At 41.1% G+C, this 26572-nt stretch carries 27 protein-coding genes and 1 pseudogene; 23 read left to right on the top strand and 5 right to left on the bottom strand.

Annotation, left to right across the window (positions count from 1 at the left end; translation table 11 throughout):
* Positions 1–10: 10 nt before the first annotated feature.
* The 8 genes from EJA10_RS16120 to EJA10_RS16085 all read left to right on the top strand — a co-directional run bounded on the left by EJA10_RS16120 (position 11) and on the right by EJA10_RS16085 (position 7186).
* A complete protein-coding gene (locus tag EJA10_RS16120; RefSeq protein WP_125481090.1) occupies positions 11–2179 on the top strand; it encodes a ribonucleoside-diphosphate reductase subunit alpha in 2169 nt (722 codons plus the stop codon).
* A gap of 15 nt (positions 2180–2194) precedes the next feature.
* The gene (locus tag EJA10_RS16115) at positions 2195–3232 is read left to right on the top strand and encodes a ribonucleotide-diphosphate reductase subunit beta (RefSeq protein ID WP_125481055.1); all 1038 of its coding nucleotides are present in this window, start codon (positions 2195–2197) and stop codon (positions 3230–3232) included.
* A gap of 301 nt (positions 3233–3533) precedes the next feature.
* The gene (gene rpsN / locus EJA10_RS16110; protein ID WP_125481054.1) at positions 3534–3803 is read left to right on the top strand and encodes a 30S ribosomal protein S14; all 270 of its coding nucleotides are present in this window, start codon (positions 3534–3536) and stop codon (positions 3801–3803) included.
* A 21-nt stretch (positions 3804–3824) separates the two neighbouring features.
* On the top strand, positions 3825–4076 hold the full coding sequence (locus tag EJA10_RS16105) for a type B 50S ribosomal protein L31 (protein ID WP_125481053.1): 252 nt from the start codon (positions 3825–3827) through the stop codon (positions 4074–4076).
* A 10-nt stretch (positions 4077–4086) separates the two neighbouring features.
* A complete protein-coding gene (locus EJA10_RS16100) occupies positions 4087–4479 on the top strand; it encodes a hypothetical protein (RefSeq protein ID WP_125481052.1) in 393 nt (130 codons plus the stop codon).
* Between the two features lie 35 nt (positions 4480–4514).
* Entirely contained in the window at positions 4515–5684 is a 1170-nt protein-coding gene (locus EJA10_RS16095; RefSeq protein ID WP_125481051.1) for an FAD/NAD(P)-binding protein, read from the top strand.
* A 22-nt stretch (positions 5685–5706) separates the two neighbouring features.
* Positions 5707–5856 (top strand): 50S ribosomal protein L33, encoded by a 150-nt coding sequence (gene rpmG, locus EJA10_RS16090; RefSeq protein ID WP_102228530.1) that lies wholly within the window; start codon positions 5707–5709, stop codon positions 5854–5856.
* A 130-nt stretch (positions 5857–5986) separates the two neighbouring features.
* Complete coding sequence (locus EJA10_RS16085; RefSeq protein ID WP_125481050.1) at positions 5987–7186, top strand: GTP-binding protein; 1200 nt, start codon at positions 5987–5989, stop codon at positions 7184–7186.
* Positions 7187–7243: 57 nt separating this feature from the next.
* Here EJA10_RS16085 and EJA10_RS16080 read toward each other — a convergent pair whose 3' ends face one another.
* Positions 7244–8290, bottom strand: coding sequence for an NAD(P)/FAD-dependent oxidoreductase (locus EJA10_RS16080; protein WP_125481049.1), 1047 nt, complete (start codon positions 8288–8290; stop codon positions 7244–7246).
* A 140-nt stretch (positions 8291–8430) separates the two neighbouring features.
* Here EJA10_RS16080 and EJA10_RS16075 point away from each other — a divergent pair, with 140 nt between their 5' ends.
* The 4 genes from EJA10_RS16075 to EJA10_RS16060 are packed head-to-tail and all read left to right on the top strand — an operon-like array spanning position 8431 to position 12216.
* The gene (locus EJA10_RS16075) at positions 8431–9276 is read left to right on the top strand and encodes an ABC transporter ATP-binding protein (protein ID WP_125481048.1); all 846 of its coding nucleotides are present in this window, start codon (positions 8431–8433) and stop codon (positions 9274–9276) included.
* A complete protein-coding gene (locus tag EJA10_RS16070; RefSeq protein WP_125481047.1) occupies positions 9227–10144 on the top strand; it encodes an iron-hydroxamate ABC transporter substrate-binding protein in 918 nt (305 codons plus the stop codon). The genes EJA10_RS16075 and EJA10_RS16070 overlap by 50 nt, the downstream gene beginning before the upstream one ends.
* Before the next feature lie 60 nt (positions 10145–10204).
* Positions 10205–11212 (top strand): FecCD family ABC transporter permease, encoded by a 1008-nt coding sequence (locus tag EJA10_RS16065; RefSeq protein WP_125481089.1) that lies wholly within the window; start codon positions 10205–10207, stop codon positions 11210–11212.
* Positions 11209–12216: a FecCD family ABC transporter permease gene (locus EJA10_RS16060; protein ID WP_125481046.1), complete on the top strand. Its 1008-nt coding sequence runs from the start codon at positions 11209–11211 to the stop codon at positions 12214–12216. The genes EJA10_RS16065 and EJA10_RS16060 overlap by 4 nt, the downstream gene beginning before the upstream one ends.
* 178 nt (positions 12217–12394) lie before the next feature.
* Here EJA10_RS16060 and EJA10_RS16055 read toward each other — a convergent pair whose 3' ends face one another.
* Complete coding sequence (locus tag EJA10_RS16055) at positions 12395–12781, bottom strand: hypothetical protein (RefSeq protein WP_125481045.1); 387 nt, start codon at positions 12779–12781, stop codon at positions 12395–12397.
* Positions 12782–13144: 363 nt separating this feature from the next.
* On the opposite strand from EJA10_RS16055, the gene EJA10_RS16050 reads away from it, so the two are divergent.
* From EJA10_RS16050 to EJA10_RS16040, 3 genes are read left to right on the top strand one after another with little or no spacing between them, the layout of a single operon-like run.
* Positions 13145–13930: an ABC transporter ATP-binding protein gene (locus tag EJA10_RS16050; protein ID WP_125481044.1), complete on the top strand. Its 786-nt coding sequence runs from the start codon at positions 13145–13147 to the stop codon at positions 13928–13930.
* A 34-nt stretch (positions 13931–13964) separates the two neighbouring features.
* Positions 13965–14933: an ABC transporter substrate-binding protein gene (locus EJA10_RS16045; protein ID WP_125481043.1), complete on the top strand. Its 969-nt coding sequence runs from the start codon at positions 13965–13967 to the stop codon at positions 14931–14933.
* A gap of 5 nt (positions 14934–14938) precedes the next feature.
* A complete protein-coding gene (locus tag EJA10_RS16040) occupies positions 14939–15700 on the top strand; it encodes an ABC transporter permease (RefSeq protein WP_125481042.1) in 762 nt (253 codons plus the stop codon).
* A gap of 40 nt (positions 15701–15740) precedes the next feature.
* On the opposite strand, the gene EJA10_RS16035 is transcribed toward EJA10_RS16040, so the two are convergent.
* Positions 15741–16193: a winged helix-turn-helix transcriptional regulator gene (locus EJA10_RS16035; RefSeq protein ID WP_125481041.1), complete on the bottom strand. Its 453-nt coding sequence runs from the start codon at positions 16191–16193 to the stop codon at positions 15741–15743.
* Between the two features lie 147 nt (positions 16194–16340).
* Between EJA10_RS16035 and EJA10_RS16030 the strand changes: the two genes are divergently transcribed.
* From EJA10_RS16030 to EJA10_RS16010, 5 genes are all read left to right on the top strand, one after another.
* The gene (locus tag EJA10_RS16030; protein WP_125481040.1) at positions 16341–16868 is read left to right on the top strand and encodes a DUF4242 domain-containing protein; all 528 of its coding nucleotides are present in this window, start codon (positions 16341–16343) and stop codon (positions 16866–16868) included.
* A gap of 63 nt (positions 16869–16931) precedes the next feature.
* Positions 16932–17984, top strand: coding sequence for an acyl-CoA dehydrogenase family protein (locus EJA10_RS16025; protein ID WP_125481039.1), 1053 nt, complete (start codon positions 16932–16934; stop codon positions 17982–17984).
* 157 nt (positions 17985–18141) lie between these two features.
* Positions 18142–18972 carry an amino acid ABC transporter substrate-binding protein gene (locus EJA10_RS16020; RefSeq protein WP_125481038.1) on the top strand — a complete coding sequence of 277 codons (831 nt, stop codon included), beginning with the start codon at positions 18142–18144 and terminating at the stop codon, positions 18970–18972.
* Positions 18959–19660 carry an amino acid ABC transporter permease gene (locus EJA10_RS16015; protein ID WP_125481037.1) on the top strand — a complete coding sequence of 234 codons (702 nt, stop codon included), beginning with the start codon at positions 18959–18961 and terminating at the stop codon, positions 19658–19660. The genes EJA10_RS16020 and EJA10_RS16015 overlap by 14 nt, the downstream gene beginning before the upstream one ends.
* Before the next feature lie 23 nt (positions 19661–19683).
* Positions 19684–20418, top strand: coding sequence for an amino acid ABC transporter ATP-binding protein (locus EJA10_RS16010; protein ID WP_125481036.1), 735 nt, complete (start codon positions 19684–19686; stop codon positions 20416–20418).
* Positions 20419–20511: 93 nt separating this feature from the next.
* On the opposite strand, the pseudogene EJA10_RS16005 reads toward EJA10_RS16010, so the two are convergent.
* Together EJA10_RS16005 and EJA10_RS16000 are read right to left on the bottom strand one after the other, a co-directional pair.
* Positions 20512–20874, bottom strand: a pseudogene (locus EJA10_RS16005) (transposase); the annotation flags it as partial.
* Between the two features lie 759 nt (positions 20875–21633).
* Positions 21634–22683, bottom strand: coding sequence for an amidase domain-containing protein (locus EJA10_RS16000; protein WP_125481035.1), 1050 nt, complete (start codon positions 22681–22683; stop codon positions 21634–21636).
* A gap of 159 nt (positions 22684–22842) precedes the next feature.
* Between EJA10_RS16000 and EJA10_RS15995 the strand changes: the two genes are divergently transcribed.
* The 3 genes from EJA10_RS15995 (at position 22843) to EJA10_RS15985 (ending at position 26309) form a co-directional block, all read left to right on the top strand.
* The gene (locus EJA10_RS15995; RefSeq protein WP_125481034.1) at positions 22843–23214 is read left to right on the top strand and encodes a hypothetical protein; all 372 of its coding nucleotides are present in this window, start codon (positions 22843–22845) and stop codon (positions 23212–23214) included.
* 627 nt (positions 23215–23841) lie between these two features.
* A complete protein-coding gene (locus EJA10_RS15990; RefSeq protein ID WP_125481033.1) occupies positions 23842–25668 on the top strand; it encodes a sensor histidine kinase in 1827 nt (608 codons plus the stop codon).
* Positions 25665–26309 (top strand): response regulator, encoded by a 645-nt coding sequence (locus EJA10_RS15985; protein WP_125481032.1) that lies wholly within the window; start codon positions 25665–25667, stop codon positions 26307–26309. Before EJA10_RS15990 ends, EJA10_RS15985 begins: the two co-directional genes overlap by 4 nt.
* Positions 26310–26572: the final 263 nt, after the last annotated feature.

Here is a 26572-nt window from a genome sequence, read left to right as displayed (position 1 = left end):
TGAAATTGAAATGAAATTCCCTGATTTGAATTTTAAGAGTTTCAAGGAACAGGTGGATAAAACGCTGCAAGTAAAGCCGATGTCGACCGATCAGCTGGAAAATATGCTGATCCTAATGGCCGTTGAGAGAATCGGCCGGCATGAGCCAGAATGGACATTTGCCGCAGCCCGGTTTTATCTGCAGAGATTGTACAGGCTCAGCGCAGAATTTCGAAAATCTCCTGGATATGGAGGGTTCTATCAGCTGATTGCGTCTCTAGTTCAAAAAGGCATTTATGATAGCGTGCTGCTCGAAGTTTATTCCAGGGAAGAAATCGACTTCCTCGAAAAAATAATTGAACCCGAAAAGGACGAACTTTTTACATACATCGGATTGTTGACGATGGCAGAAAGGTATTTGGCGAAGACACAGGAAGGGGACTTTGCTGAATTGCCGCAGGAGCGTTTTATGATCATCGCGATGACCCTTATGGCGAATGAACCAAAGGAAAAACGGATGGATTTTATAAGAGAAGCCTATTGGGCGCTTTCCAATCTGTACATGACCGTCGCCACACCGACTTTATCCAATGCAGGAAAAAGCTACGGCCAGCTGTCAAGCTGCTTCATCGATACAGTAGACGATGATCTGAGAAGCATTTATGACTCGAATACCGACATCTCGACCTTAAGCAAAAATGGGGGAGGAATCGGTGTCTATCTTGGTAAAATCAGAAGCCGCGGCAGTGATATAAAAGGGTTCAAGGGCATCAGTTCCGGGGTGATTCCATGGATGAAGCAGCTGAATAATACAGCGGTTTCGGTTGACCAGCTAGGCCAGAGACAGGGAGCGATTGCTGTTTATCTTGATGTCTGGCACAAAGATATTTTCGCGTTCCTTGATGCTAAGCTCAACAATGGGGATGAAAGACAGAGGACGCATGATCTTTTTACAGGCGTCTGTATCCCTGATGTATTCATGGAGCAAGTGGAGAAGCGGGAAAACTGGTATCTGTTTGATCCTCATGAGGTCAGGAAGGTGATGGGATTTTCCCTTGAGGATCATTTTGATGAACAAGAAGGCTCAGGTTCCTTCCGGGAAAAATATTGGGCCTGTGTAAATCACCCTAATTTATCCCGTGAAGTTGTGCCCGCAATTGAAATCTTTAAATCGATCATGGTTTCTCAGCTCGAGACAGGTACTCCCTACATGTTTTACCGTGATACCGTGAATCGCTTTAATGCCAATCACCATAAAGGCATGATTTACTGCAGCAATCTTTGCACAGAGATTACCCAGAACATGAGTCCGACAGTACTTGAAGAAGAGACAGTCGCCGATGGGAAAATCATCATCAGCAAGAAACCAGGCGATTTTGTCGTCTGCAATTTATCCTCCATTTCCCTGGCGAAAACGATGATGGATGATGTCCTGGAAAGAGTGGTCAATATTCAAGTCCGGATGCTGGATAATGTGATCGATTTGAACCAAATTCCGGTTTTGCAGGCTCAAATAACGAACCAGAACTACCGCGGAATTGGGCTTGGCACCTTTGGCTGGCATCACCTTTTAGCATTGAAAGGGATCAAGTGGGAAAGTGAGGAGGCGGTGGAATATTGTGACTCCTTATACGAGGAAATCGCCTATTTGACCATCAAAGCAAGCCAGCATCTGGCCAGGGAAAAAGGGGCGTATCCATACTTTCAAGAATCCGATTGGGCGACCGGGGAATACTTCCGCAAAAGGGCTTATGTTTCTGAAAAATGGGTGTCATTAAGAGAAGAAGTCAAACAGGATGGCATTCGAAATGGATATTTAATGGCCGTTGCACCGAACTCTTCTACCTCCATCCTTGCCGGTTCAACGGCAAGCATCGATCCCATTTTCAGGCTCGAGTATTCCGAGGAGAAGAAGGATTACCGCATTCCAGTCACTGCGCCAGACCTGTCACCAGACACAACGTGGTACTACAAGACAGCCTATAACATTGAACAGCATTGGAGCATTAAACAGAATGCGAGACGCCAAAAACATATTGACCAGTCCATCTCGTTTAATTTCTATGTAAAAAATAATATTAAGGCAAAGTCGCTTCTCGAATTGCATTTTGATGCATGGAAATCAGGATTGAAGACGACGTATTATATTCGGTCAACTTCAGGCCAGGAGCTTGAAGAATGCGAAAGCTGCCATAGCTAAGGGAGGATGGAGGAAATGAGTCATTTAACAAAAAGGTCACTTGTTGATGTCACGGCGCCAAATGCCTCTACAGGGATCATAAACGGAGAAAGCTCGAACATATTGAATTGGGACGATGTCCGGTTTCCTTGGGCGTACCCAAAGTATAAAAGGATGCTGGGGAACTTTTGGACTCCGTTCGAAATCAACATGTCCAAGGATATCAAACAGTTTCCGATGCTTACTGAGCAAGAGAAGGATGCGTTTTTGAAAATCATTGGCTTGTTGGCCTTACTTGACAGCATCCAAACCGACTATGCCGGAAGGGTAGCAGACTATTTGACCGATTCAAGCCTGAATGCACTGATGATCATCCTTGCCCAGCAGGAAGTGGTCCATAATCACTCGTACAGTTATGTCCTGTCCAGCATTGTACCAAAGGCGAAGCAGGAGGAGGTATTCGATTATTGGAGGACGGAACCGACCTTGCGGAAAAGGAATGACTTCATAACAAACGGCTACAAAGGATTTGCCGAGAATCCGACAATCGAAAACCTGCTGCACTCGATTGTTTATGATGTGGTTCTTGAAGGATTGTTCTTTTACTCAGGATTTGCGTTCTTCTATAACCTCGCCCGCAATCAAAAAATGGTCGGCACCAGCACGATGATCAACTATATAAACCGGGACGAACAGCTTCACGTCGGTTTATTTGAAAAAATATTCAAGGAGATTTTACAAGAAAACAGGGAATATGATACCCAGTCGCTGCGTGATTTCGGCACTTCTACCTTTAAAAAAGCCGCCCAGCTGGAAATCGAATGGGCTGACCAAATCATCGGCAATCAAATAGACGTGCTGCTGCTTGATGACGTCGAGGCTTATATAAAATTCATGGCCAATAAAAGAGCGGAACAATTAGGCTTTGATTCGCCATTCGAAGGCTACCGGACCAATCCATTGCGATGGATTATCGCCTATCAGGAAGTCGACCTTGGAAAAACCGATTTCTTTGAACAAAAATCAAGGCAATACACGAAAACCTCAGATGCAAATGGGTTTGATGAGCTTTGATTCTCTTTTAAGCTGAATAGGACGGACAGTAATGTGGTATTTTTATAGATTATTGTCCGTCCAACTGCTTCGTCTTTTTTCGATTAATAAAAATAGATCAGAAGAATAGACATTTCTGGTGAGAAGCTCTTCTTAATGTTTAATAAAATGGGCCTATTACGGACCAGACACTGCGATTTCATTGTCGACAGGCCTTGCCGATGAACATGGGTGTTGCAGGAACGTAAGAAATGTGTTTTAATAACTTTATCTCGTTTTTAAAACGTAATGATTACGATTTACAAGAGAGGAGTGAAATTCAGTGGCGAAGAAGTCAAAGGTTGCAAAGGAGCGCAAACGCCAGGAACTTGTCATGCGGTATGCAGAACTCAGGAGAGAGTTAAAGGAAAAGGGAGACTACGAAGCACTAAGGAAGTTGCCGAGGGACTCATCTTCGACTCGCCTGAAAAACCGATGTGAGGTAACAGGACGGCCAAGAGGCTATCTCCGTAAGTTTAAGATGTCACGAATTGCTTTTAGGGAATATGCACACAAGGGCCAAATTCCAGGCGTGAAAAAATCCAGCTGGTAATAGACTCGGAGGTGGAATGGAATGAAGGAAAATATTCATCCGGATTATCATAAAGTGGTATTTATGGATACCAACAGTGGTTTTAAGTTTTTGACAGGGTCTACAAAAACGTCAAACGAGACCATTGAGTGGGAAGACAGGGTAATGTACCCTTTAATCAAAGTGGAAATCAGCTCGGATACACATCCCTTTTATACTGGAGTCCAGAAATTTGCTGATCGCGGAGGCAGGACCGAGCGTTTCATGAAGAGGTATAATTTCAAAAGTAAATAGGAGCTTTCATATGAATTCGCATTTGATGGAAATCCTCTCAAGGGAGATCGTAAAGTCTCTTCCATTGGCTCAAAAAGAAATATATGAATATATTGTTGAGCTAGAAGATGAGCTGGCTCAGGAAGCAGAAACAGCGGATGAATTTTTGGCTCTGCTTGTAAAACATTCACCACACAGGAAGGCTGCAAAACAATTTAATCTTACGTTTGGCCAGCTGGTCATGACCATGCATGAGATTGAGAACATAATTAACAGTCAAATGGAACAGAAATTAAGGAATATAACCTGGATTGATTTTACCGATCAGGTTGAAGACACGAAGGACAAGAAAGGTGACACCCTCTACTTTTACTTTTCCCTCAACGAGGTGCATTCTTGTTTTTTTTTAATTTATAAATCGTAATGGTTACGGTTTATTTTGGGTATCAGGAGGAATTTATGATGTATGATTGGGTTGTAATCGGAGGAGGGATTCACGGGTGTACAGTTTCAGCATTCTTATTGAAAAATAAAAAGGTGCTGCCGGAGGGGCTTCGTATTATCGATCCGCATGATTCCCCTCTATTCACATGGATGAAAAACACCGAACGGATAGGGATGCAGTTCCTCCGATCCCCATTTGTACATCATCTGGATGTGGATCCATTTAGTCTGATTAAATTTGCAGGAAAGCAGCATAAAAAGAGAACAGATTTCTATGGAGTGTATAAAAGACCTTCATTACCTATTTTTAATGAACATAGTCTTGAACTGTTCCGTGATTTAAGGTTAATGGAATGCTGGCACCAGGGATCTGTGAACTGGATAAACCGGGATGCAGGAAGCTGGAGCGTCAGTACGGTAAGCGGCGAGGTAGTAAGGTCAAAAAACATCGTACTAGCGCTCAGTGTAAACGAACAACTGAATATTCCCGATTGGGCTGACTCCATCGGAGATGATGGGAAGCAAACCTTCCATATATTTGACAGAAATGTTGATTTATCCAGACTCCAGGCTCCTGTAGCTGTAATAGGCGGAGGGATCACAGCCGCACATCTCGTCATCAAGCTTTCAGCTCTCTATCCAGGACAGGTTCATTTGTTTAAAAGGCATCCGTTCAGGGTGTATGATTTTGACAGTGACCCAGGCTGGCTGGGGCCAAAAAAGCAAACGACCTACGCCATGATCAAAGACTATACCGAACGAAGAGAAATGATCAAACAGGCCAGGAACCGAGGGTCATTGCCTAAAGAGCTGTTTTATAGACTCAAAGTACTTGAAAAGAATCAACTGATTAAGGTGACGGACGGGGAGATCATTAATGCTCGGAGGAGCGAAGGCCCGAAAATCGTCCTCTCCACGGATCAGCAGGAAGTGAAGGTCCGATCAGTTGTTTTTGCAACAGGATTCAAACCATCCAGACCTGGTGGAGAATGGCTGGAGACGGCGATTCAAAGGCATGCTCTTCCTTGTGCTGAATGCGGCTATCCAATCGTGAGCGAATCCCTTGAATGGTGCAAGAATTTATACGTGATGGGACCATTGGCAGAGCTTGAGATTGGGCCGATTGCCCGGAATATTTCGGGTGCGCGCCAGGCAGCAGAAAGAATTGTCCGAAGCGTTTTATAATAATATATGGAGGTTACTTTTAATGAGAGTAAAAATCACATTAGCTTGTACAGAAACTGGAGACAGAAATTATATAACCACTAAAAATAAGCGGAACAACCCTGACCGGATCGAGTTAAAGAAATATTCTCCTCGGCTAAAGAGGTATACCCTTCATCGTGAGACGAAGTAAAGTACTTTTTTTTGATTTTTAAATCGTAATCATTTCGATTTAAATTGAGGTGTCAGAAAGTTTTCCTGGCACCTCTGCGTTTCCCTATAGGTTGTTGTTTCTAGAGTAAATTAAACAAGAGGCGTTAAAAATGACCCGTAAAATTCCTGTAACTGTGCTAAGCGGATATCTTGGTTCCGGAAAAACCACATTGTTAAACCATATACTGAACAACCGAGAGGATAAAAAAATAGCTGTCATTGTCAATGATATGAGCGAGTTAAACATTGACGCAGCATTAGTCAAACAAAGCGGATTTTCACAAACAGAAGAGAAGCTGGTTGAACTCCAGAACGGGTGCATTTGCTGCACGCTGAGGGAAGATTTGATCATTGAGGTTGAACGCCTGGTGAAGGCTGGTGACATTGATTATATTGTTATTGAATCTTCAGGTATATCAGAACCCATTCCTGTCGCACAGACATTTACATATGTTGATGAAGAGCTGGGAATCAATCTGGCCGAATGGTGTACTCTCGATACAATGGTTACGGTTGTAGATGCAAACCGATTCTGGCATGATTTCTCGTCTGGAGAAAGCTTGCTGGACAGAAAGCAGGGCGCTGATGAGCATGACACTCGAGAGGTCGTCGATTTGTTGATTGACCAGATCGAGTTCGCCAATGTCATTATTTTAAACAAAAAAGATCTTGTTTCAGAGGCAGTACTGCATGAACTAAAAGCGGTCATCCAAAAGCTGAATCCTGGAGCAAGGATTATCGATTCAAACCATTCTCAGGTTAACTTAAGTGAAGTTTTGGACACCGGGCTCTTTGACTTTGAAGAAGCAAGCCAGGGTGCAGGCTGGATCAAAGAACTGAACGAAGAACATATCCCGGAAACAGAGGAATACGGCATTTCTTCATTTGTTTATCGGAGAAAACGGCCATTTCATCCTGAGAGATGGATGAAGTGGCTTGAGAAATGGCCTGAGGATGTGGTAAGGGCTAAAGGTTTCTTCTGGCTGGCCACACGAAATGATACAGCTGGCCTTTTGTCTCAAGCAGGACCATCCATCATGCTCCAGGCAGCAGGACAGTGGGTAGCAGCCTATCCAGAAAGTGAAATAAACCAGATCCTGAATGAAGACCCGGAATTACGCTTGAAATGGGACAGTGAATTCGGCGACCGGATGACAGAGCTGGTCATGATCGGTGTTGAAATGGATAGGGAAGAGGTAGCAGCCACCCTTGACCAATGTCTGTTAACGGATGAGGAGATGTCTTTGAATTGGTCCGGCTTTCGCGACCCGCTTCCGCCATTTATGGAACCTGAAGAAAGTACAGTATAAATATCAGCCATGTATAAAAGAAGGCAGCCATCGACGGCTGCCTTTTAGTATGGTCTTCTATTTAACCAATTGCTCTATCAATTCCTTATTTCTCTCGTTAAACACTTTATTATGGGATGAAACCATCGCAGCCCTCTCCGCTGAAGGTTCGATGAACTGCTTGGCCTTGTTTACCGCATTAGCCGCATCCTGAAAGGTGCCGGCAATCAGATTCACTTTCCCTTCATGCTTCAGGATGTCTCCTGCAGCAAAAAGTCCAGGCACAGATGTTTCACTGGTTGGGGTTCCATCAATGTAAAATTGATCAATGAGTTGGACGTCCAGTTCGCTATTTTCAAGCAATGAAGCATCCTGGTCAAAACCATGATTGACCAAAACCTCATCCACAGGCAGTGTGAATTTTTCGCCATTCCTTTGATTCGTCAGCTCTACAGAAGCAATGGAAGTATGAGACTCATCGGCTATTAATCTGGTAATGGAAGAATTAAAGATACATTCAACTGTGCTGTTCATCATTTGGGTTACTTGCGATTCATGACCGGAAAAGCAATCTCTCCTGTGCACCAGATACACTTTCTTTGCTACCGGTTCGAGCAGATTTGCCCAATCAATCGCAGAATTTCCCCCTCCGGAGATGGCAACGGTTCTGTCTTTAAAATACTTGATGGAATTCACCATATAATGCAGGTTGGACACTTCATAGCGTTCAGCACCTTCAAGCTTTAGTTTCTGAGGCTTTAAGATTCCGCTCCCTATCGCCACAATAACAGTCTTCGAATAATGGACGGCTCCGGACGCTGCTTTCAATATGAATAAACCATCACTAAAACTGATCGAAGAGATTTTTTCATTCAACACGACTTCTGGGTTGAATGTCATGGCCTGGTCCTTAAGTTGCTCAATGAGCCTGGCTCCTGTGATGGGACCAAGTCCCCCGATGTCCCAAATTACTTTTTCAGGATAGACATGGATTTTCCCGCCCAGTTCGGGTTGTGCCTCTATTATTTTCGTTTTCATTTCACGCAGTCCACCGTAAAATGCGGAATACAGCCCAGCTGGTCCTCCGCCAATGATTGTCAGGTCAAAAATCTCATGTTCGGTCATGCAAAAGCACCCCTTATAAATAAATAGCTTATTATTGTCACAAAAAGTTCATTGACTCACATAAGAAATAGTTTTATAGTGTTATTATAAACGACACTGATAATCATTATCAATTAAAATTTGAAAACGGAGGACTGATAATGGTTCGCCTTTATACTGAACAGTTAAAAGTGGGATATGGAGAAAGAACGATTGTAAACGATTTAACTCTTGAAATTCCCGATCAGCAAATCACAATTATCATTGGGCCCAATGGCTGTGGGAAATCGACATTGTTAAAATCAATGTCACGGATTATTACGCATCAATCTGGATCCATCGTCCTTGATGGCGTAAGCATTACGAAAGAAGATACAAAGAGCCTGGCGAAAAAAATGGCAATTCTCCCTCAAACTCCTGAAAGTGCTGCGGGTCTTACTGTTGGGGAACTTGTCTCATATGGACGCTTTCCATATCAAAAGGGTTTTGGAAGACTGACGAAAAAAGACTTGGAGGTCATTGACTGGGCCCTTGAGGTGACAGGAACGGCAGCTTTCAAATATGACCCTGTGGATGCATTGTCCGGGGGTCAAAGGCAGCGCGTCTGGATTGCCCTCGCTCTCGCCCAGGAAACAGAAATGATCTTCCTTGATGAACCAACGACCTATCTGGATATGGCACATCAACTGGAGATCCTTGAATTGCTGCAAAAGCTGAACAGGGAGCAAAAACGGACGATTGTCATGGTATTGCATGATTTAAATCATGCAGCAAGGTTCGCCGATCACCTTGTAGCTTTGAAGGCTGGGAATATCGTAAAAACAGGAACAAGCGAAGAAGTAATAAACAAAGAAGTATTGAGAAAAGTTTTTCAGATCGATGCTGAAATTGGCATGGATCCGCGTACAATAAAACCGATTTGTATCACATACAACCTAATCAAAGGAGAACAAGAAGATGAAGAAATTAATCATGCCATTCCTGCTTATGCTAGTGCTCTTGCTTAGCGCTTGTGGAGGAGAAACAACGGAGAAATCAAGTGAGAAGAAGGAAGCAAATAAATCCGAAACGATTACCTATCAATCTGAAAATGGTGATGTAGAAGTGCCGGCAAATCCTGAGAGAGTCATTGTCCTTTCCAGTTTTGCGGGAAATGTCATGGCGCTTGATGTGAATATTGTAGGAGTGGACTCCTGGTCTAAAATGAACCCGCGTTTCGAAAAGTTGAAGGACGTAGAAGAAGTAACAGATGAAAACCTTGAAAAAATCATCGAATTGGATCCAGATTTGATCATTGGACTTTCAACCATTAAAAATGTGGATAAACTAAAGGAAATCGCGCCGACAGTGACGTTTACTTACGGTAAGCTGGATTACCTGAATCAACACCTTGAAATCGGCAAGCTTTTGAATAAGGAAAAAGAAGCGCAGGAGTGGATCGACAGCTTCAAAGCAGATTCCAAAGCAGCCGGTGAAGAAATCAAAGCGAAGATTGGCGAAGATGCTACGGTGTCCGTCATTGAAAACTTCGACAAAGAGCTTTATGTATTTGGAGACAATTGGGCACGTGGAACAGAAATCCTTTACCAGGAAATGAAGCTGAACATGCCTGAAAAAGTTAAACAAATGGCGCTTGAGCAAGGCTACTATGCGATTTCTCCCGAAGTTCTGTCTGAATATGCCGGTGACTATGTCATCTTCAGTAAAAACGCAGAAGGAGATACATCATTCCAACAGACAGAAACATACAAGAACATCCCTGCTGTAAAGAACAACCAGGTTTTTGAAGCAAATGCGAAGGAATTTTACTTCAATGACCCTCTTACACTGGAATACCAGCTTGAATTCTTTAAAAAGTCATTTTTAGGACAATAAAATAGGCGGGGAGGAATTCTTTGGAATTCCTCTTCTTGCTATCAGGAAGATGAGATGCTTATGACGAACGAAAACAGCCCGCTCAAGATGATCAGTAAGTTCACCGCCGGGGTGATCGTGCTGATTGCCACTTTTATAGTGTCGATGATATTTGGAGCGGCAGATACAACAATAAAAGAAATATGGCTGGCGTTAACTTCAAATGTCAAAACAGATACAATCACCATGATCAGGGAAATCCGCCTCCCGAGAGAAGTGGCTGCTATCTTTGTCGGTGCAGCCCTTTCGATCTCGGGAGCGATCATGCAGGGATTGACCAGGAACCCGCTGGCAGACCCGGGTCTGCTGGGCCTCACTGCAGGAGCGAATGCCGCTTTGGCTCTAACTATGGCACTGTTCCCAGGAGCTGGGTATATCGCCATCACCATTGCATGTTTCATAGGTGCAGCCATTGGCGTAATTCTTGTCTTTGGCATTGGGGCATTGAAAAAGGGTGGATTTTCTCCGTTAAGGATTGTCCTTGCCGGTGCCGCCGTTTCTGCCTTTTTATTTGCCGTTGCCGAAGGAATCGGCCTTTATTTTAAAATATCAAAGGATGTATCGATGTGGACAGCTGGTGGATTAATGGGCACATCCTGGACACAGCTGAAATTCATCATTCCGTTTATTACGGTCGGAATGCTTGTTTCATTTTATTTATCAAGGCAGCTGACCATTTTAAGCTTGAATGAAGAAGTAGCTGTAGGCCTGGGCCAAAAAACCGCCCAAATCAAATTCATCTTGTTTGTCGTGATTGTCCTGCTTGCAGGTGCATCCGTAGCGCTTGTAGGAAACATGGCCTTTATCGGTTTAATGGTCCCGCATATCGTCAGAATGATTGTTGGGACAGATTACCGTTTCGTCCTGCCCATGTCGGGGATCATTGGGGCATCTTTCATGCTTGTGGCTGATACGATTGGAAGAACGATTAACGCGCCTTATGAAACGCCGGTTTTTGCCATTATCTCATTATTAGGGTTGCCATTCTTCCTGTTTATTGTAAATAGAGGAGGGAGGAGCTTTTCATGATCCATCCATCTCTCATCAAAAAACAAAGACTGATCATTAGTGTGTTGCTGATCTTCATTATCATGACCATTGGCGTCAGCCTTGGATTGGGTTATTCATCCGTTTCCTATAATCGGATATTGCCGACGATGCTCGGCCAGGGGACCTTTAAAGAGGAATTTGTATTGTTCTCCATTCGATTGCCGCGTATCATCGTGACGCTTCTTGCGGGAATGGCACTGGCGATATCAGGTTCGATTTTACAGGGACTGACGAGAAATGATCTGGCTGATCCCGGAATCATCGGTATTAACTCAGGAGCAGGTGTAGGGATCGCTGTTTTCTTTTTATTCTTTCCCATCGATGCTGCTTCCTTTGCATATATGCTGCCAGCCGTGGCATTTATCGGAGCCATGATCACAGCTTTGCTTATTTATCTATTTTCCTATAAAAAGGGCAGCGGGTTGCAGCCTGTCAGGTTGATACTGGTGGGGATTGGATTCTCGATGGCTCTGTCGGGTGCCATGATTGTGATCATATCAGCAGCAGAACGCCAGAAGGTTGATTTTATCGCGAGGTGGCTCGCGGGGAATATCTGGGGAACAGACTGGCCATTCATTTGGGCGCTGCTTCCCTGGGTGCTCATCTTGATTCCGTTCACCTTATACAAGGCGAATAAGTTAAACCTGCTTAATTTAAATGATCCCATCGCTATAGGAGTAGGTGTTTCGATTGAAAAAGAAAGGATGATCCTGCTTCTGACAGCAGTAGCATTAGCGGCATCCGCGGTTTCCATCACCGGCGCAATTGCCTTTATCGGATTGATGGCGCCGCATTTGGCAAAAGCATTAATAGGGCCAAGACACCAATTATTCCTTCCCATTGCAGCACTAACAGGAGGCTGGCTGCTTTTATTTGCAGACACCATCGGCCGCAATCTCCTGGAACCAGAAGGAATCCCAGCGGGAATTATGACTGCTTTAATCGGAGCACCGTATTTTGTTTATCTGCTATTAAAAAAGTGAATAGGACTTCGAAGCTGTTGGATGTTATCGTCCAGCAGCTTTTTGCTTAATTTCTGGCGGTGCTTCTTACCGAGACTTCATTTAACTGCAATGAAATTCGACAGAGGCATTCTCGGTCATAGGGGGATATGAAAATGATGGTTTATTAACAACAGATTTGAGGATCACGATAACAATATTATGGGACGAAGCCTCCAGGAGCTTCGGTTATGACCTGTTTCCCTCCAACTGCCTCTATGGCTGCACCGGCAGATTGCAGCAAATCGGCCGCTACGATAATTTTCTGAGCTTCTCTTATGATTTCAGGATCAACAGCGGAAATTTCTTTGGTGACTGCAAGTACTTCAATTGTTTGCCCAATCGTTTGAACCCAGACTCCAGTCAGGATTTTTCTTTCCCCTTCCGTCTCCCCTTTTAAATCCAACAATTTTGCCAGAAGAATCGCTTCGGTTATCTGAGCCACAGCCTGAACCCAAAGGGTCGCTGCAATCTGTTTTTCAATTTCTAAAATTCGTTCGTTCTTGCTCACGTCGTCCCCTGTTTTCCGGTTTGCGGATGGATCCAATATTAGAACCTCCTTTAGGTTTTGTCATTCAGGAACCTGCTGCAATACCCCATTATATTCAAAAAGTGAGAAATCGCTATTTCTATTCACCCCAGCTGCTATTAGGGACAATATAAAGCTATCAAGCTTGCCAAGTATAAAGAAATAACTTCGAAATATTTTTAATGCCTCATACCATGTTTGGTTTCTTTCTAATTCCGAAAAAGTGGATATGACACTGCGGAATTTGATGGAATTTTGAAGTTGTAAAATTGAACAAAGTATAATAAAATAACCTAAAGGTAATTCATACTATTTTTATAGGAATTATGAAGTTTAATGAATATAATGTTTTTAATGCAACTGTAGAGGGGGGATTTAAAGGTGAGTCAAAGCCCAATCATTAAAATCAAAAATGTAAATAAAAGCTTTCCTAACAAGAAAACGAGCACTCAAGTTTTGAATGAGGTTTCTTTAGAGATTAATCGGGGAGAAACCATTTCTATTCTTGGAGAGAGTGGCTGTGGTAAGAGCACTTTGTTGAACATTATTGGAGGCTTTGAAAAGGCGGATGAAGGCCAGGTGATACTGGATGGGAAGATTGTCAGCCGTCCAACCCGAAAATGTATAATGCTATTTCAAAACTATGGTCTTTTCCCTTGGAAATCTGCATTGAAAAACGTTGAACTGGGTCTGGAGGGAAGCGATCTCACTGCTAAAGAACGCAGGGAGCGAGCTCTTCATTATCTGAATGTGGTTGGTTTAGAGGGGAAAGGTGAGTTGTTTCCTCACGAGGTTTCTGGAGGGATGAAGCAGAGAGTTGCCATCGCAAGGGCACTCGCCCTGCAGCCAGAGATGATTCTCATGGATGAACCTTTTGCTGCCCTGGACACCTTCAATCGCTATCATTTACAAGATGAACTTCTTCGGATACAAGCCAAAGAAAAAACGACTATTGCACTGGTTACTCATGATATTGACGAAGCGATTTATTTGTCGGACAGAATTTTTATTATGCATGCGAACCCAGGCAGAATTCACAAAGAAATTAACATTCAACTGTCGAAACCCCGGGATAGAAGCCATAGTGATTTTCAGCACTACCGTAAACTGATTTTTGAGGAATTCCATTTTAATCGCGAGCATTCACCAATAGAATTTCATATTTAACGAAATTAAATCTTAATAGACAAGGAGAATACAAATGAAAAAGTCCCTTAAATCCTTCATTCTGCAAATACTGGTGATGATGATTACGCTCTCACTCGTGGCTTGCGGATCCGGAACAAGCAATCAGACATCTGGAGATGGAGAAAAAAGAACAGTGAAAATAGGTTATCTCCCCATCACACATGCAGTTCCGCTCTATATTGAAAGAGAAATGGAAGAATACGAGAATTTTAATCTTGAACTTGTAAAGTTCGGATCCTGGCCGGAATTGATGGATGCTCTGAATACTGGAAGAATTGATGGGGCCTCTGTCCTGGTTACGCTGGCAATGAAGGCAAAGGAACAGGGAATTGATTTAAGTGCTGTGGCGCTGGGCCATCGTGATGGAAATGTATTTGTTACTAACAATGATGTGAACAGTGTAGCTGACCTGAAAGGGAAAAGCTTTGCCATCCCACATAAATTTTCAACTCATAACATCCTTCTATATCAAATGCTTAAGCAAAATGGACTTAAATATGAAGATGTAAATGTAATTGAATTGCCACCTGCAGAAATGCCAGCAGCGTTATCAGAAGGCAGGATAGCAGGATATGTGGTGGCAGAGCCGTTTGGGGCAATTTCCGTAGCCATTGAAAAAGGAAAGGTCCTTTACCAGGATCAAGAAATATGGGAAGACTCTATTGACTGCACACTGGTCCTAAGGAATGATTTCATCAAAAATGAAAGTGAAATTGCTCAGGAGTTTGTTAATCATTATGTAAAAGCTGGCGAAATGGCAGAGTTAAAAGACGAGCATACACACGAAATGTCTTCGAAGTACATGAAAGTGGAAAAAAATGTACTTGACCTTTCTTTCCAATGGATTTCATATGATGATTTGAAAATCAAGGAAGAAGAATTTGAAGAGCTTAGGGAAAGTCTCAAGGAAATGGGCTTAATGGAAAATCCTCCTTCATTTAGTGAGTTTGTTGATCATTCTTTAATTGATAAAGCGAAGTGAAAAAAATGAAATTAAAACCTGTAATGAATGCAATTATAGGGTTTGCCATTCTATTGACTGTTTGGCAAGCTGTCATAACCATTGGCAAGTATGATACTGTGCTCTTCCCTCCACCATTAAAGGTCTGGGAAGGCATTGTTTCCCTAATCCAGGATGGAACCCTCTTTACCCATTTTCAAGTTAGCCTGTACAGATTTCTAGCAGGGTATTTATCTGCTGTCGTTGCAGCCATTATCCTGGGGCTGATATTTGGCCGTCTGCCTTCACTATGGAATGTACTGGATCCAGTCGCTCAAGTTATAAGGCCAGTTTCGCCAATTGCCTGGTCGCCTTTTATTGTTCTGTGGTTCGGAATCGGTGATATACCTGCAATTGTGATCATATTTATCGCTGCTTTTTTCCCTGTATTGCTGTCAACTGTATCAGCTGTACGCAAGGTCGATCAAAGTTACTTGAAAGTTGCCCATAATCTTGAGATAAAAGGCATTAAGCTTTTAACGAAAATCATCTTTCCAGCCGCTTTTCCATACATTGCAAATGGTCTTCATATTGCGGTGGGGACTGCTTGGATTTTCCTGGTCGCTGGAGAGATGGTTGGTGCTCAGTCAGGATTAGGATATTTAATCATCGACGCAAGAAACTCAATGAGGCTTGATTTGGTTATGGCAGGCATATTGTTTATTGGTATTTCCGGGCTATTGCTTGATAAAGCGGTTGGATTATTCGAGACATGGATTAACCGGCAATGGGGCATCAGGAATAATTAAAAGAGACAGAGGGCATGAATGCTCTCTGTCTCCGTATACCTTACTTCAGGGAAGAAGTATCGATTGTTTCAAGTTCAACAACTTCCAAATCATCGACATTTTTATTGCAGTGCGGACAATAGTAGGCGAGTTCCACTTCGTGCTTACACTCTGTATGGATCATTTTTTTATAGCATTTTTCAAGGTTGTTCCTGCCCCATATAATGATGGCATTAAATACGCCTTCCAGTTCTTTGCCGCTATTTGTAAGTGTATATTCATACCTTGGTGGATGCTCTGAATAAAGTGAAGAGGCCACCAGGCCTGTCTGCTCTAAATGTTTTAACCGGTCAGACAAAATATTTGATGAGATTCCGTTTAGTTCCTTTTTGATTTCATTGAATGTAGTTCTTCCAGCCAAGATTTCATGTAAAACCAATAAGGTCCAACGATCTCCAATAATGTTAAGTGTTTGAGCAATATTACATGGTAAATCATATTTTGATTCGCGCATCTTTTATAAACCTCCGATAAAAATTAGTTTAATCATAACATAATTTTTTAAACAACTAAGTTGTTTTTATTAACTTAGTGTTATAAAATAAGTTAAAGGTTATATCCGAGTAAACATATAGGTTATTAATAAATGGGAGGAATACAAATGGCATCTTTATATTTAGTGGAATCAATTTTTAACGGTACTGTAGATGGAAGAGAATCATTTGAAAAGAAGGTTGAAGAAATTCGTGTAGAATTGGGAAAGCAAAGTGCAAGTTTAATTGAAGTTCAAGTGGCAAAGGATCTCTCAAGGGCTTTCTTTATTTTTGAAGCGGCAGAACGGAATGTCATAAATGAAAGTTTAAGAGTGTTAGGTGTCCCTGTGACTCTAATCAAACCGGTTCGCCTTGTTGGGACTGAATTAGAGGAAGTAAAAAAACAGGCTGACAAGGTGAATTATCTTGTGGAATGGAACCTTCCGGAAAACCTGACAATGGAAGCCTATCTTGAAAGGAAGACAAAAAACTCCGTTCATTATGCAGAAGTTCCTGAAGTTACTTTCTCAAGAACCTATGTCTGTGAAGATATGACCAAATGCCTCTGCTTCTATGATTCTCCAGACGAGTCAACAGTAAAAAAAGCACGCGAAGCTGTTAAGGCACCGATCGATACAATTACAGAATTATCTTAATGGTGGAACCTCCTTAGCCGGAGGTTTTCTTTTTAAAAAGGCTGTGAAGGGGAGAGGTAACCATTGGAAAACATAAAGATTCTAGATGAGTTGATCCAAAAACAGCTGAAGCCGGTTGTGCGAAAAGTTGATTCAGATGCCTATTATGCAGAGGACTTTTTGAAAAGCATTGGTAAAGCTGGTTTCTTGAGTTCCCAGAATGGGGTGGATTACTCAAAAGAGGTACGTGTTGTAGAAGAAATAGCAAAGGTCTGTATGACAACAGCATTTAACCTTTGGTGCCATCTTGCTTCTTTGACTTATATACGCAACAGCAAGAATGCCTATCTAAAAAGAGAAATATTACCTCAGCTGGAGAATGGAACCCTGCTTGGCGGAACGGGGCTTTCAAACCCTATGAAGTATTATGCTGGCTTAGAAACTTTGCATTTAAACGCTGTTAAGAATAATGATGGATATATTGTAAAAGGGCAATTGCCCTCTGTATCAAATTTAGGTACGGATCATTGGTTTGGCATCATTGCGGAAGTTAACTCCAATCAGCGTATTATGGCAGTGGTTCCTTGTCATGCAGAAGGACTTACTTTAAAGGCAAAATTAGAGTATTTAGGGGTAAACGGCAGTGCCACTTATTCGTGTACATTCGATGAGGTAACCATTCCTGATAAGTGGATCATATCTGAAGATGTCGATCGATTTATTGAAAGCATAAGGCCAGCCTTTGTCCTGTATCAAATTCCGCTTGGAATGGGTGTCACCGAGTCTTCCGTTGCCTCCATCCGTCAGGTTTGCAATAAGCAAGGAGGCTGCAATAATTTTCTGCCGATCCAGCCAGAGGAACTAGAGAATGAACTAGAATCAATCCGCACAAATGTATACGAACTGGCTGCTGGTTTGAATTTAGTGGAACAATGGCATGAACTTCTCCAATTGCGCTTGAAGATTGCGTATCTTACATCAAAAGCAGCACATGGCAGTATGCTGCATCAGGGAGGAGCAGGTTATCTAAAGTTTAGTGCCCCCTCGAGGAGACTTAGAGAGTCTTACTTTCTGCTGAATTTAACACCAACCGTAAAACATCTTGAAAAAATGCTGCACCAAAAAGACGGAAAGTAACAGTTGGGTATTAAGGGCTATTGTTTAACATAGCAATTACAATTTTTAAATACGAGTAATAATCAAGTTGTATAAAGGGAAAGTAAATATAAGAAAAGTTATGGCTATTAGATAAGACTATTCATTCATAGTAATAACTAAATAGGAGGAATACTAAGTGAAAAAATTATCATTTCTATTTGTTTTAATTCTGGCAGCAGTCCTTACGATTACAGGCTGCGGGGGGCAAAGCAAGGATAACACTGACAACGTGCCTCAGGGGAACGATGCAACAGAAAAGGAAAATGCGGTACTTGCTAAAGTCGAAAAAGAAGGAAAACTGCTTGTTGGTACAGAAGGTACCTACCCTCCGTTCACTTTCCATGACGATAATGGGGAACTTACAGGTTTTGATGTAGAGATTGCGAAAGAGGTCGCCAAAAGACTTGGAGTTGAGGCTGAGTTTAAGGAAACCCAGTGGGATGCCATGTTTGCCGGCCTGGATGCGAAGCGGTTTGATATGATTGCGAACCAGGTAGGAATCAAGCCAGAAAGAGAAGAAAAATATGCATTTTCTAATCCATATATTACGTCTACAGCAGTTTTGATCGCTCATGAAGATAATGATGAAGTAAAGGGTTTCGAAGATTTAAAGAATAAAAAGGCTGCTCAGTCCATGACAAGTAACTATGCTGATATGGCCAGGGAACAAGGGGCAGAAATCGTAGGTGTCGATGGCTTTAACCAGGCGATTGAGCTGCTCTTGTCTAAGCGTGCAGATGTGACCATTAATGAAAACCTTTCGTTCCTGGATTTTAAAAAGGCAAAACCGGAAGCAAAGGTGAAAATTGTTGCCGAGAGCCCGGACGCTTCACAAAGTGGATTAATGTTCAGAAAAGACAGCGAAACGCTTGTAGAGGCAGTGAATGGAGCACTTGCTGATATGATTGCAGACGGTACTTACGACAAAATTTCGATAAAGTGGTTTGGCGAAAATGTACTTGAATAATATATTAGCTGATCCGGAAAGAATGGCCCGGCTGGTTGAAATAGCACAAAATTCACTTCTCCCCCTTATTCAGGGGGCTATTTTTTACACGATTCCTTTAACATTGATTTCATTTGTATTTGGTATAGGATTAGCTATTCTGACAGCCCTCGCAAGAATTTCAGATGTGAAATTCCTGAGGGCTGTTGCGCGGGTTTACGTGTCTGCAATCAGAGGAACGCCTTTGCTAGTGCAATTATTCATTCTTTTCTACGGTCTACCCACCATTGGGATTGTACTGGACCCGTGGCCATCAGCAATTATCGGCTTCAGTTTAAATGTGGGTGCATATGCGTCAGAGATTATCAGAGCTGCCATCCTTTCTATTCCTAAGGGACAATGGGAAGCAGGATATTCGATTGGCATGAACAACAGACAAGTGTTAAAAAGAATCATTTTTCCACAGGCCACAAGGGTATCGATTCCGCCATTATCCAACACTTTTATTAGTCTGGTAAAAGATACATCACTTGCTTCAATGATTCTTCTCACTGAGATGTTCCGCAGGGCACAGGAAATCGCAACGACAAATTATGAATTTCTGCTTCTTTATACAGAAGCAGCGCTTATTTACTGGGTAATCTGTTTTCTCCTTTCAATAGCTCAGGGGAGAATTGAAAATAGGCTGGATCGTTATGTATCACGCTAAATGTGGTCGAAGGAGTGGTTAATATGATCACGATTAAAGGGTTGAAAAAATCTTTCAATGAGCTTGAAGTTCTAAAAGGAATTGATTTGGAAATAGACAAAGGCAAAGTCGTTATCATTATCGGGCCTTCGGGTTCTGGTAAAACAACTTTCCTGCGATGCTTAAATGTATTGGAGACACCAACAGAAGGCAGTATTTCGATTGGCGGACAGGAAATGGACTTTACGAAAAAGGTTAGTCCTGCAGCTCTTTCGGCTTTCCGCCGGCACACAGGGATGGTTTTCCAGAGTTATAACCTTTTCCCGCATATGGCAGCACTAGAGAATGTAATGGAAGGGCCGGTTACAGTAAAAAAAGAACCAAAAGAAAAAGTGCGAGAAAAAGCTGAGTACTATCTCGAAAAAGTAGGTCTTTCTGATAAAAAAGATTATTATCCATTTCAGCTTTCTGGAGGTCAGCAGCAACGGGTAGGGATAGCCAGGGCGCTCGCAATGGAACCAGATGTCATGCTGTTTGATGAACCAACCTCAGCTCTTGATCCAGAATTAGTAAGAGAAGTGTTGAACGTTATGAAAGATTTAGCAAATGAAGGAATGACCATGGTGGTTGTCACACACGAAATGCGGTTTGCTCAGGAAGCAGCAGATGAAGTGATCTTCATAGATGGCGGTGTCATCGTTGAGCGAGGAAATCCCCAGGATCTATTCAACAACCCTCAGATGGATCGCACCAAATCATTTTTGAGGAAGATTCAATAAATTCTTTTCCACAAATTTTAGTAATCATTACGATAAATTTGCGGTGGCGTTAGTCCAAGATGAAGTGACCCCAAAAAGTTAGACATATTAATATTAAGCAGCTACAGAGGATTGAATTCGGTATTGCACCGGACTCAATCCTCTTAATTTTTCCTTGATCCGTTTGTGGTTATAGTAATCAATGTATTGTTCCAGCTCCTGCTTGAAGTGATCCATACTTTCAAATTCTTGTATGTATAATAGTTCAGACTTTAAGAGGCCAAAAAAGTTCTCCATTACTGCGTTGTCTAAACAGTTTCCTTTTCTGGACATGCTTTGAATAATCCCATGTTGTTTTAATTCATGAATATATGGCTTCATTTGATAATGCCAGCCCTGATCCGAATGCAGTATTGGGGCTTCTCCTTCGTGTAAGCAAGCAATAGCTTTATCCAACATTTTGGAAACTAACTCGTATCTTCCAGCAAAACGGAGATGTCCCTGAGTTGGCCAAATTCAATATTTAAACAGCCTTGCGAAAAAAATCGATAACAGCAAGGCTTTTCATAATGGGTTGATTAATTAAATAATGGAAATCCAAAGCAAAACCGGCATGTTACTAACAAGCCGGATTTTTTTTATGTGTTTTATATTTGAATGTAGACCTGTGGAAAGCTGGATAGTTAAAAGAAAACCTTGTGTAAATGTTAGTTGAAGTAAGAAAATCTTGTTGATTTGTTACTTCATAGATAGAAAATGTCTTTATATCTTAATTCTTGGATATTGGCACTCTTGTAAATTTAAGTTCTTCTTACGGAGAGTAAGGAAGAGATGGGGGTGGTGGAGTAAAGCCTATTATTATTTGTCTTTTTATTACTCCCTGCCTTTTTACTACTTTATGTGTTTTTTATCTTTATATGTTTTTAATCAATATAAGGGGGTCAAAAGTGAGGTAGTTCATTAATAAACTCATCATAAAAATGAAATGACGGCTCAAGGCCGCCTTATTTTACTTTTACATTTATTATTTTGAATCCAGCTTTCTTCATTTTCTTTTCCGCAGCCTTTACAGCTTTAACCTCTTTTTCTTTTTGTTTTTTTCTCATGATCTTCCCGCCTCCTTGGCCATTCTCTTATTCAGAAGTATGGACAGATGAACCTAGAAATATACGAGTATAGTTCTTTTTGGAATAAAAAAACCGGTCAATAGACCGGTTTTGATATACTTGTTCTTTTTTAATTAGAAGCTTTATCCATCTCATATCCAACAATCTTGTAACCTCTGCTCACCCAGGTTCCAACCGTTGTTTTTTCTTCCATATCATCTGTATGTTGTGTTAGCCATTTACCTGATGCATAAGAGCTATCATTCTTTGTAATGATTGCAGTATGGTCAATATCTGCATCTGTGTCATAGTTAGTACTAACTACATCACCGGTCCGAAGGGCAGAGTGTGAGCCAGCAACTGGAGCGCGGTTCTTCCAATGCTTATAAAAGCTATTCGCTCCTCCCCAGGAATAAGAAGGTCCTGAATTACTGTAATACCACGTTTGATCATACCCTAAATGCCTCATACCACCAGCCATCAGAGATTGAGAAACAAAGTTTGTACAATCCCACCAGCAAGAATAACAATTATTTAATCTGGAATAATACGGGAATTGGGTGTTATTTCGAAGCTTTTCAGTATTACTTGTCCATTTACGCGCATAATCTCTAGCTGCAATTTGATCATAACCATTTGCAAAGACTGCTGTAGTAGAGAAAGTAGGAACATCGGAACCTGTTTCTTCTGTGTACTGATCAATTTCTATCGGCAACAATTCTTCAAATTCCATTTTTTCTTCTGCAGTCAATTGGCCATTATCATTTTTCTCTTTCATTTTAACAATCTTGTCATTTTTACCGTAATTCTCATACCTGTCCATAAACTTTACAAACTTAATGATTTCTTTAATCTCTTTGTCGCTAAGTGTATCCATAGCTGCTGTTCCTAACATCATAACCTTGTTTTGGTATTCACGATCATCTAAATTCACATCAAGAACAATACCATATTTTTCCAGATAATACTTGTTAACAATTGCGATAGCGTCTTTGTGGGCTTTCATAGCATTGTTTTTGACAGATACTTTATCAGTACCTAACGTTGGATGGAGCTTGATTTCAACCTTTGTCCCAGGAATTTTAATAGGAGACTCCTCTGATGTCGCCCCTACAAATGTAGGCGCAATTGTTAAAAATACAGTTACTACACAAAGACTAATTTTGCTAAAATACTTCATAATTCTACCTCCTTCTCATATTAACTTTTTCATAATATCATCCTTTTAAGTAAAAAAATAACATTTTCTAGAAAAATATTATATTTTTTGAATTTTTAGTAAAAAAGTCTATTTTTTTAGTTAGGGAATTTGTTATCTTTTAAAGAGGAGGGAAATTTCATGCAGAATTTAAAGAATCGTAATGTTGTCTTGGCAATTTTTGTAATAGTTGTGCTCGTGATTGCAACAATTTATATGTTGCAACCGAAGGAACCTTTTCCGATAAAATCAATAAGTACCAGTGATGCGATAAATATGTTAGAGAAATCAGGAGAAGATATTGTATTAATAACAAGCGTGAATGAGAAGAATTGGTATCTCACCTATAAAGATAATATGAAAGGACAACAAAAATTCATTGATAAAATGGAAAGCCTAGGTTGGAAATTCGACAACCAAGATGGTTCTGGGTTCTTTTTTTCCAACCAAACTGAAAAGCGTATTGGTGGATGCAAAATATGGAATAGTAAATATCTCGTTTGTCATGATTAAAAATCAATCCTTGTCTTAAGTCGGTCACCTTCATAGGAACCGACTTTTTTCATTCCCTCACTTACACTCCCTTACTTCGATTATTTGAGGGGTGTTGTATTCTGTGATGATCTTCGTGACAACTTTGGTGACGATGTTCCTTTCCAATTTGATATTTCCTTACTAATTTGGTTACTTTATGATGATATGCTCACCCAAATAAAGAAAGGAGGGGCTAAGAATGAGCAGTTTGCGAATTACCTGGGGACCGGCAAGCAAAAATACTTTCCAACACAAATACAGGAAAAGCGAATCCTGAAGCCATTGACGCAGCATGTATTTCAATTTGAAACAGTTGAAGAAGAGATTATAGTCACAAGAACTAATGTTCGTATAATACAAATTAACGCTTTATTAAAAACAGTTATAAAATGTCCAAAGCCTTGGTATATATGGGTTTGGGTATTTTTTTAATTATACCATTATTTGCGTTAAGAAGGATTAACGCTTTTTTTGTTGAATTTTATCGTTATACCAACAAATCAGGGCAGTTATTGTCGCAATTATTTAAAGGACCCGGTATATGGTTAGTAGAATTATACTCGGGCAGTTCCGGTTTCTACTATAAAGTTTGAATGGGAGGAGAATATGACAGATAAAGAGATTCTTTTTCGAAAGAAGATTTCCAATTACTATATAATACTCATTGGAATGATTGGGTGGGGATTTATATTCTACTCCATCCCTTATGCCACTTTTACGGAAAAGCCAATCGTTTTACTCCTTCTGATGATTCTTATGTTGCTTTCGGAGTACTTTCAAATTCCCTTATTCAGTATAAGAATGTTCAGCACGATGACGTTCCCTATACTTTTTGTTATGAATGCATATTTTGGTATTCATACCGCTCTTGTAGTGTTTGCGTTTGTACTGATTTTTGAATCCTTTCACCATAAAAGATCACTTCCATCAACCATTTTCAATATTGCCCAATACACCATTTCACTTGTGGGGGCTGATTGGCTGATCAAGATTGGATTGAGCAACTACTCGCTAGCGTTTCCATATGAAAACGTGCTGATTATCTTCTCCTTTACTGCACTCTATTTTTTCATTAATAATGTCACAAACGATCTTCTCTTTTATATACGGCCTTTGCCATTTACAACAGGAGAGTGGAAAGATAAAGCACTGCAAGAATGGGTTATTGCTACTATGTCCATCATCCTATTAGTTTTCCTGGATACATACACTAGTTATCTTCCTGAGAATATCATTGATTTTACGATTATTCTTTTCCTGTCCATTTGGATTGTGATCACTATGACCATTTCAATTCTGACAAAAGCAAGAATAGAAAAGAAGCGGTTGAATGCATTATCCATTCTGAGTACGGAGTTGAACAGGAACAATACAAATGACCTTAATGAGAAGAAAAACCTTTTGGCCGATACCTTCAATGCGAATGCTTTTGTTTTATTGGCAAAAGAAAATCATTCATGGAAGCTTTTGCTGAAGGATGGGCAGGTGAATAGCGAGGTAGCATGGAGCGATGACATGGAACTTTATCTTGAAGAAATTCCTGAAATGACCATCGTGACCGGAAAGGATTTAGAAAAGCTGCCCAGCAATACGATTTTTAATAAAATGATTCTTTCTCAAATCTTTTCTCCCCTTATTATGGACAATGAAAAAGTGGGGATGTTAATTGTCGGCAGAGTAAGTGCCATTGGTTTTAGCTTTGATGAAATTCGTTCTTTGACCGTACTATCCAATGTTCTGGCCAGTACATTGAAAACGCGTTCTCTTCTCCTTGAGAATGAAAAATTATTGATTGTGGAGGAGCGCAGCCGAATTGCCCGTGATATTCACGATGGCATTGGCCAGTCCCTGGCAGGCATCGTCTTTAAGATGGAGTCTTCGCTGAGGAGGAAAAATGAAAATAAAGGAGACATCCTAAATCATCAAATCGAACAATGGATTGAACAACTTAGAGAAAGCCTAAAGGAGCTTCGTCAATCGATTTATTCATTAAGGACCTGCCCAGTTGAACAATATGGTTTAAAACGAGCCATACAAGAAAAGATCAGGAAAACGGAGGAGGAAGGAATAGCTAAGATCACCTTCTCTCAGAAGGGTGAGCCTTACGCATTAGGCTATCAAATAGAAAAAGTGATCTATGATATATTCCGGGAAAGTCTGCAAAACTCTGTCAAACATGCAAAAGCAAAAAAGATTGATGTCATGCTTAAATATGGACGGGAGCAGACAATGATCAAAATCAAGGATGACGGTATAGGCTTCTCATTATATGACAAGTTGATATCCGGACAATCAGAACCTCACTTTGGCATCCTCACCATGAATGAGCTCGCCCATAAATTTGGAGCCAAACTGGAGATTGACAGTGCAGAAGGAAAGGGTACGGAAATCCGGCTAGGCATTCGGCACTTTAGTAAGGAGGAGAAAGCATGATTAAGGTTATGTTAGTGGATGACCATACAGTACTAAGAGATGGAATCCGCAGTATCCTGGATATAGAAGAGGATCTGCTCCTGGTAGGAGAAGCGGATTCAGGGGAAAGTTTAATGAAAGTATTGGATACTACCATTCCTGATGTCATTGTATTAGATATTAATCTCCCCAATAAGAATGGCATCGAACTCATTTCCCCGATCAAAGAGAAACATCCAGGCTGTAAAATCCTAATTTTAACGATGTTTGATCATGATGAATACTTTAAATCGGCTCTCCGGGAAGGTGCTGATGGATACTTATTGAAGGATGCTTCGTCCATGGAAGTCATCGACGCAATCCGGAAAATCCATCAAGGAAACTCTATTATACACCCGAAAATGGCAAGCAAGTTAATATCCTATCACCGTCTGCAGAATGACTATAGCAATCAGGAGAATGAATTGACCAATAGGGAGAAGGAAGTACTCAATCAACTGGTCAGAGGGAAGTCCAACAAGGAAATCGCCGCACATCTATCCATAAGCGATAAAACGGTAAAGATTCACGTGAACAAAATTTATAAGAAGCTGAACGTCAATAGCCGCTCACAAGCCATCATCTATGCGGTCCAAAATAAGCTGGTACCGTATTTGAATTAAACCAAGGAACTGCCGTATGGCAGTTTTTTGTTTTTTTAGGCTTATTTCGTAAACTTTGTTGCTTTAGGCCTTTGATCCTGCTGGGATTGGGGGTTATTTGTTTTACACAAGAAAAATGAAAAACTTCGGACAAAATCTGGTGGAGGAGCGGTGAAAATGTCCGAAGAGGGCATGACTTCGGACAAAATCCCGTGGAGAAGCAGTGAAAATGTCCGAAGATGATAGGACTTCGGACAAAATCCGGTGGAGGAGCGGTGAAAATG

Origin of the sequence: Mesobacillus subterraneus, assembly GCF_003937825.1 — a bacterium.
Classification (GTDB): Bacteria; Bacillota; Bacilli; order Bacillales; family Cytobacillaceae; genus Mesobacillus; species Mesobacillus subterraneus.
Note: the sequence above shows the minus strand (reverse complement) of the source record. Positions and strands in the feature narration are given on the sequence as shown.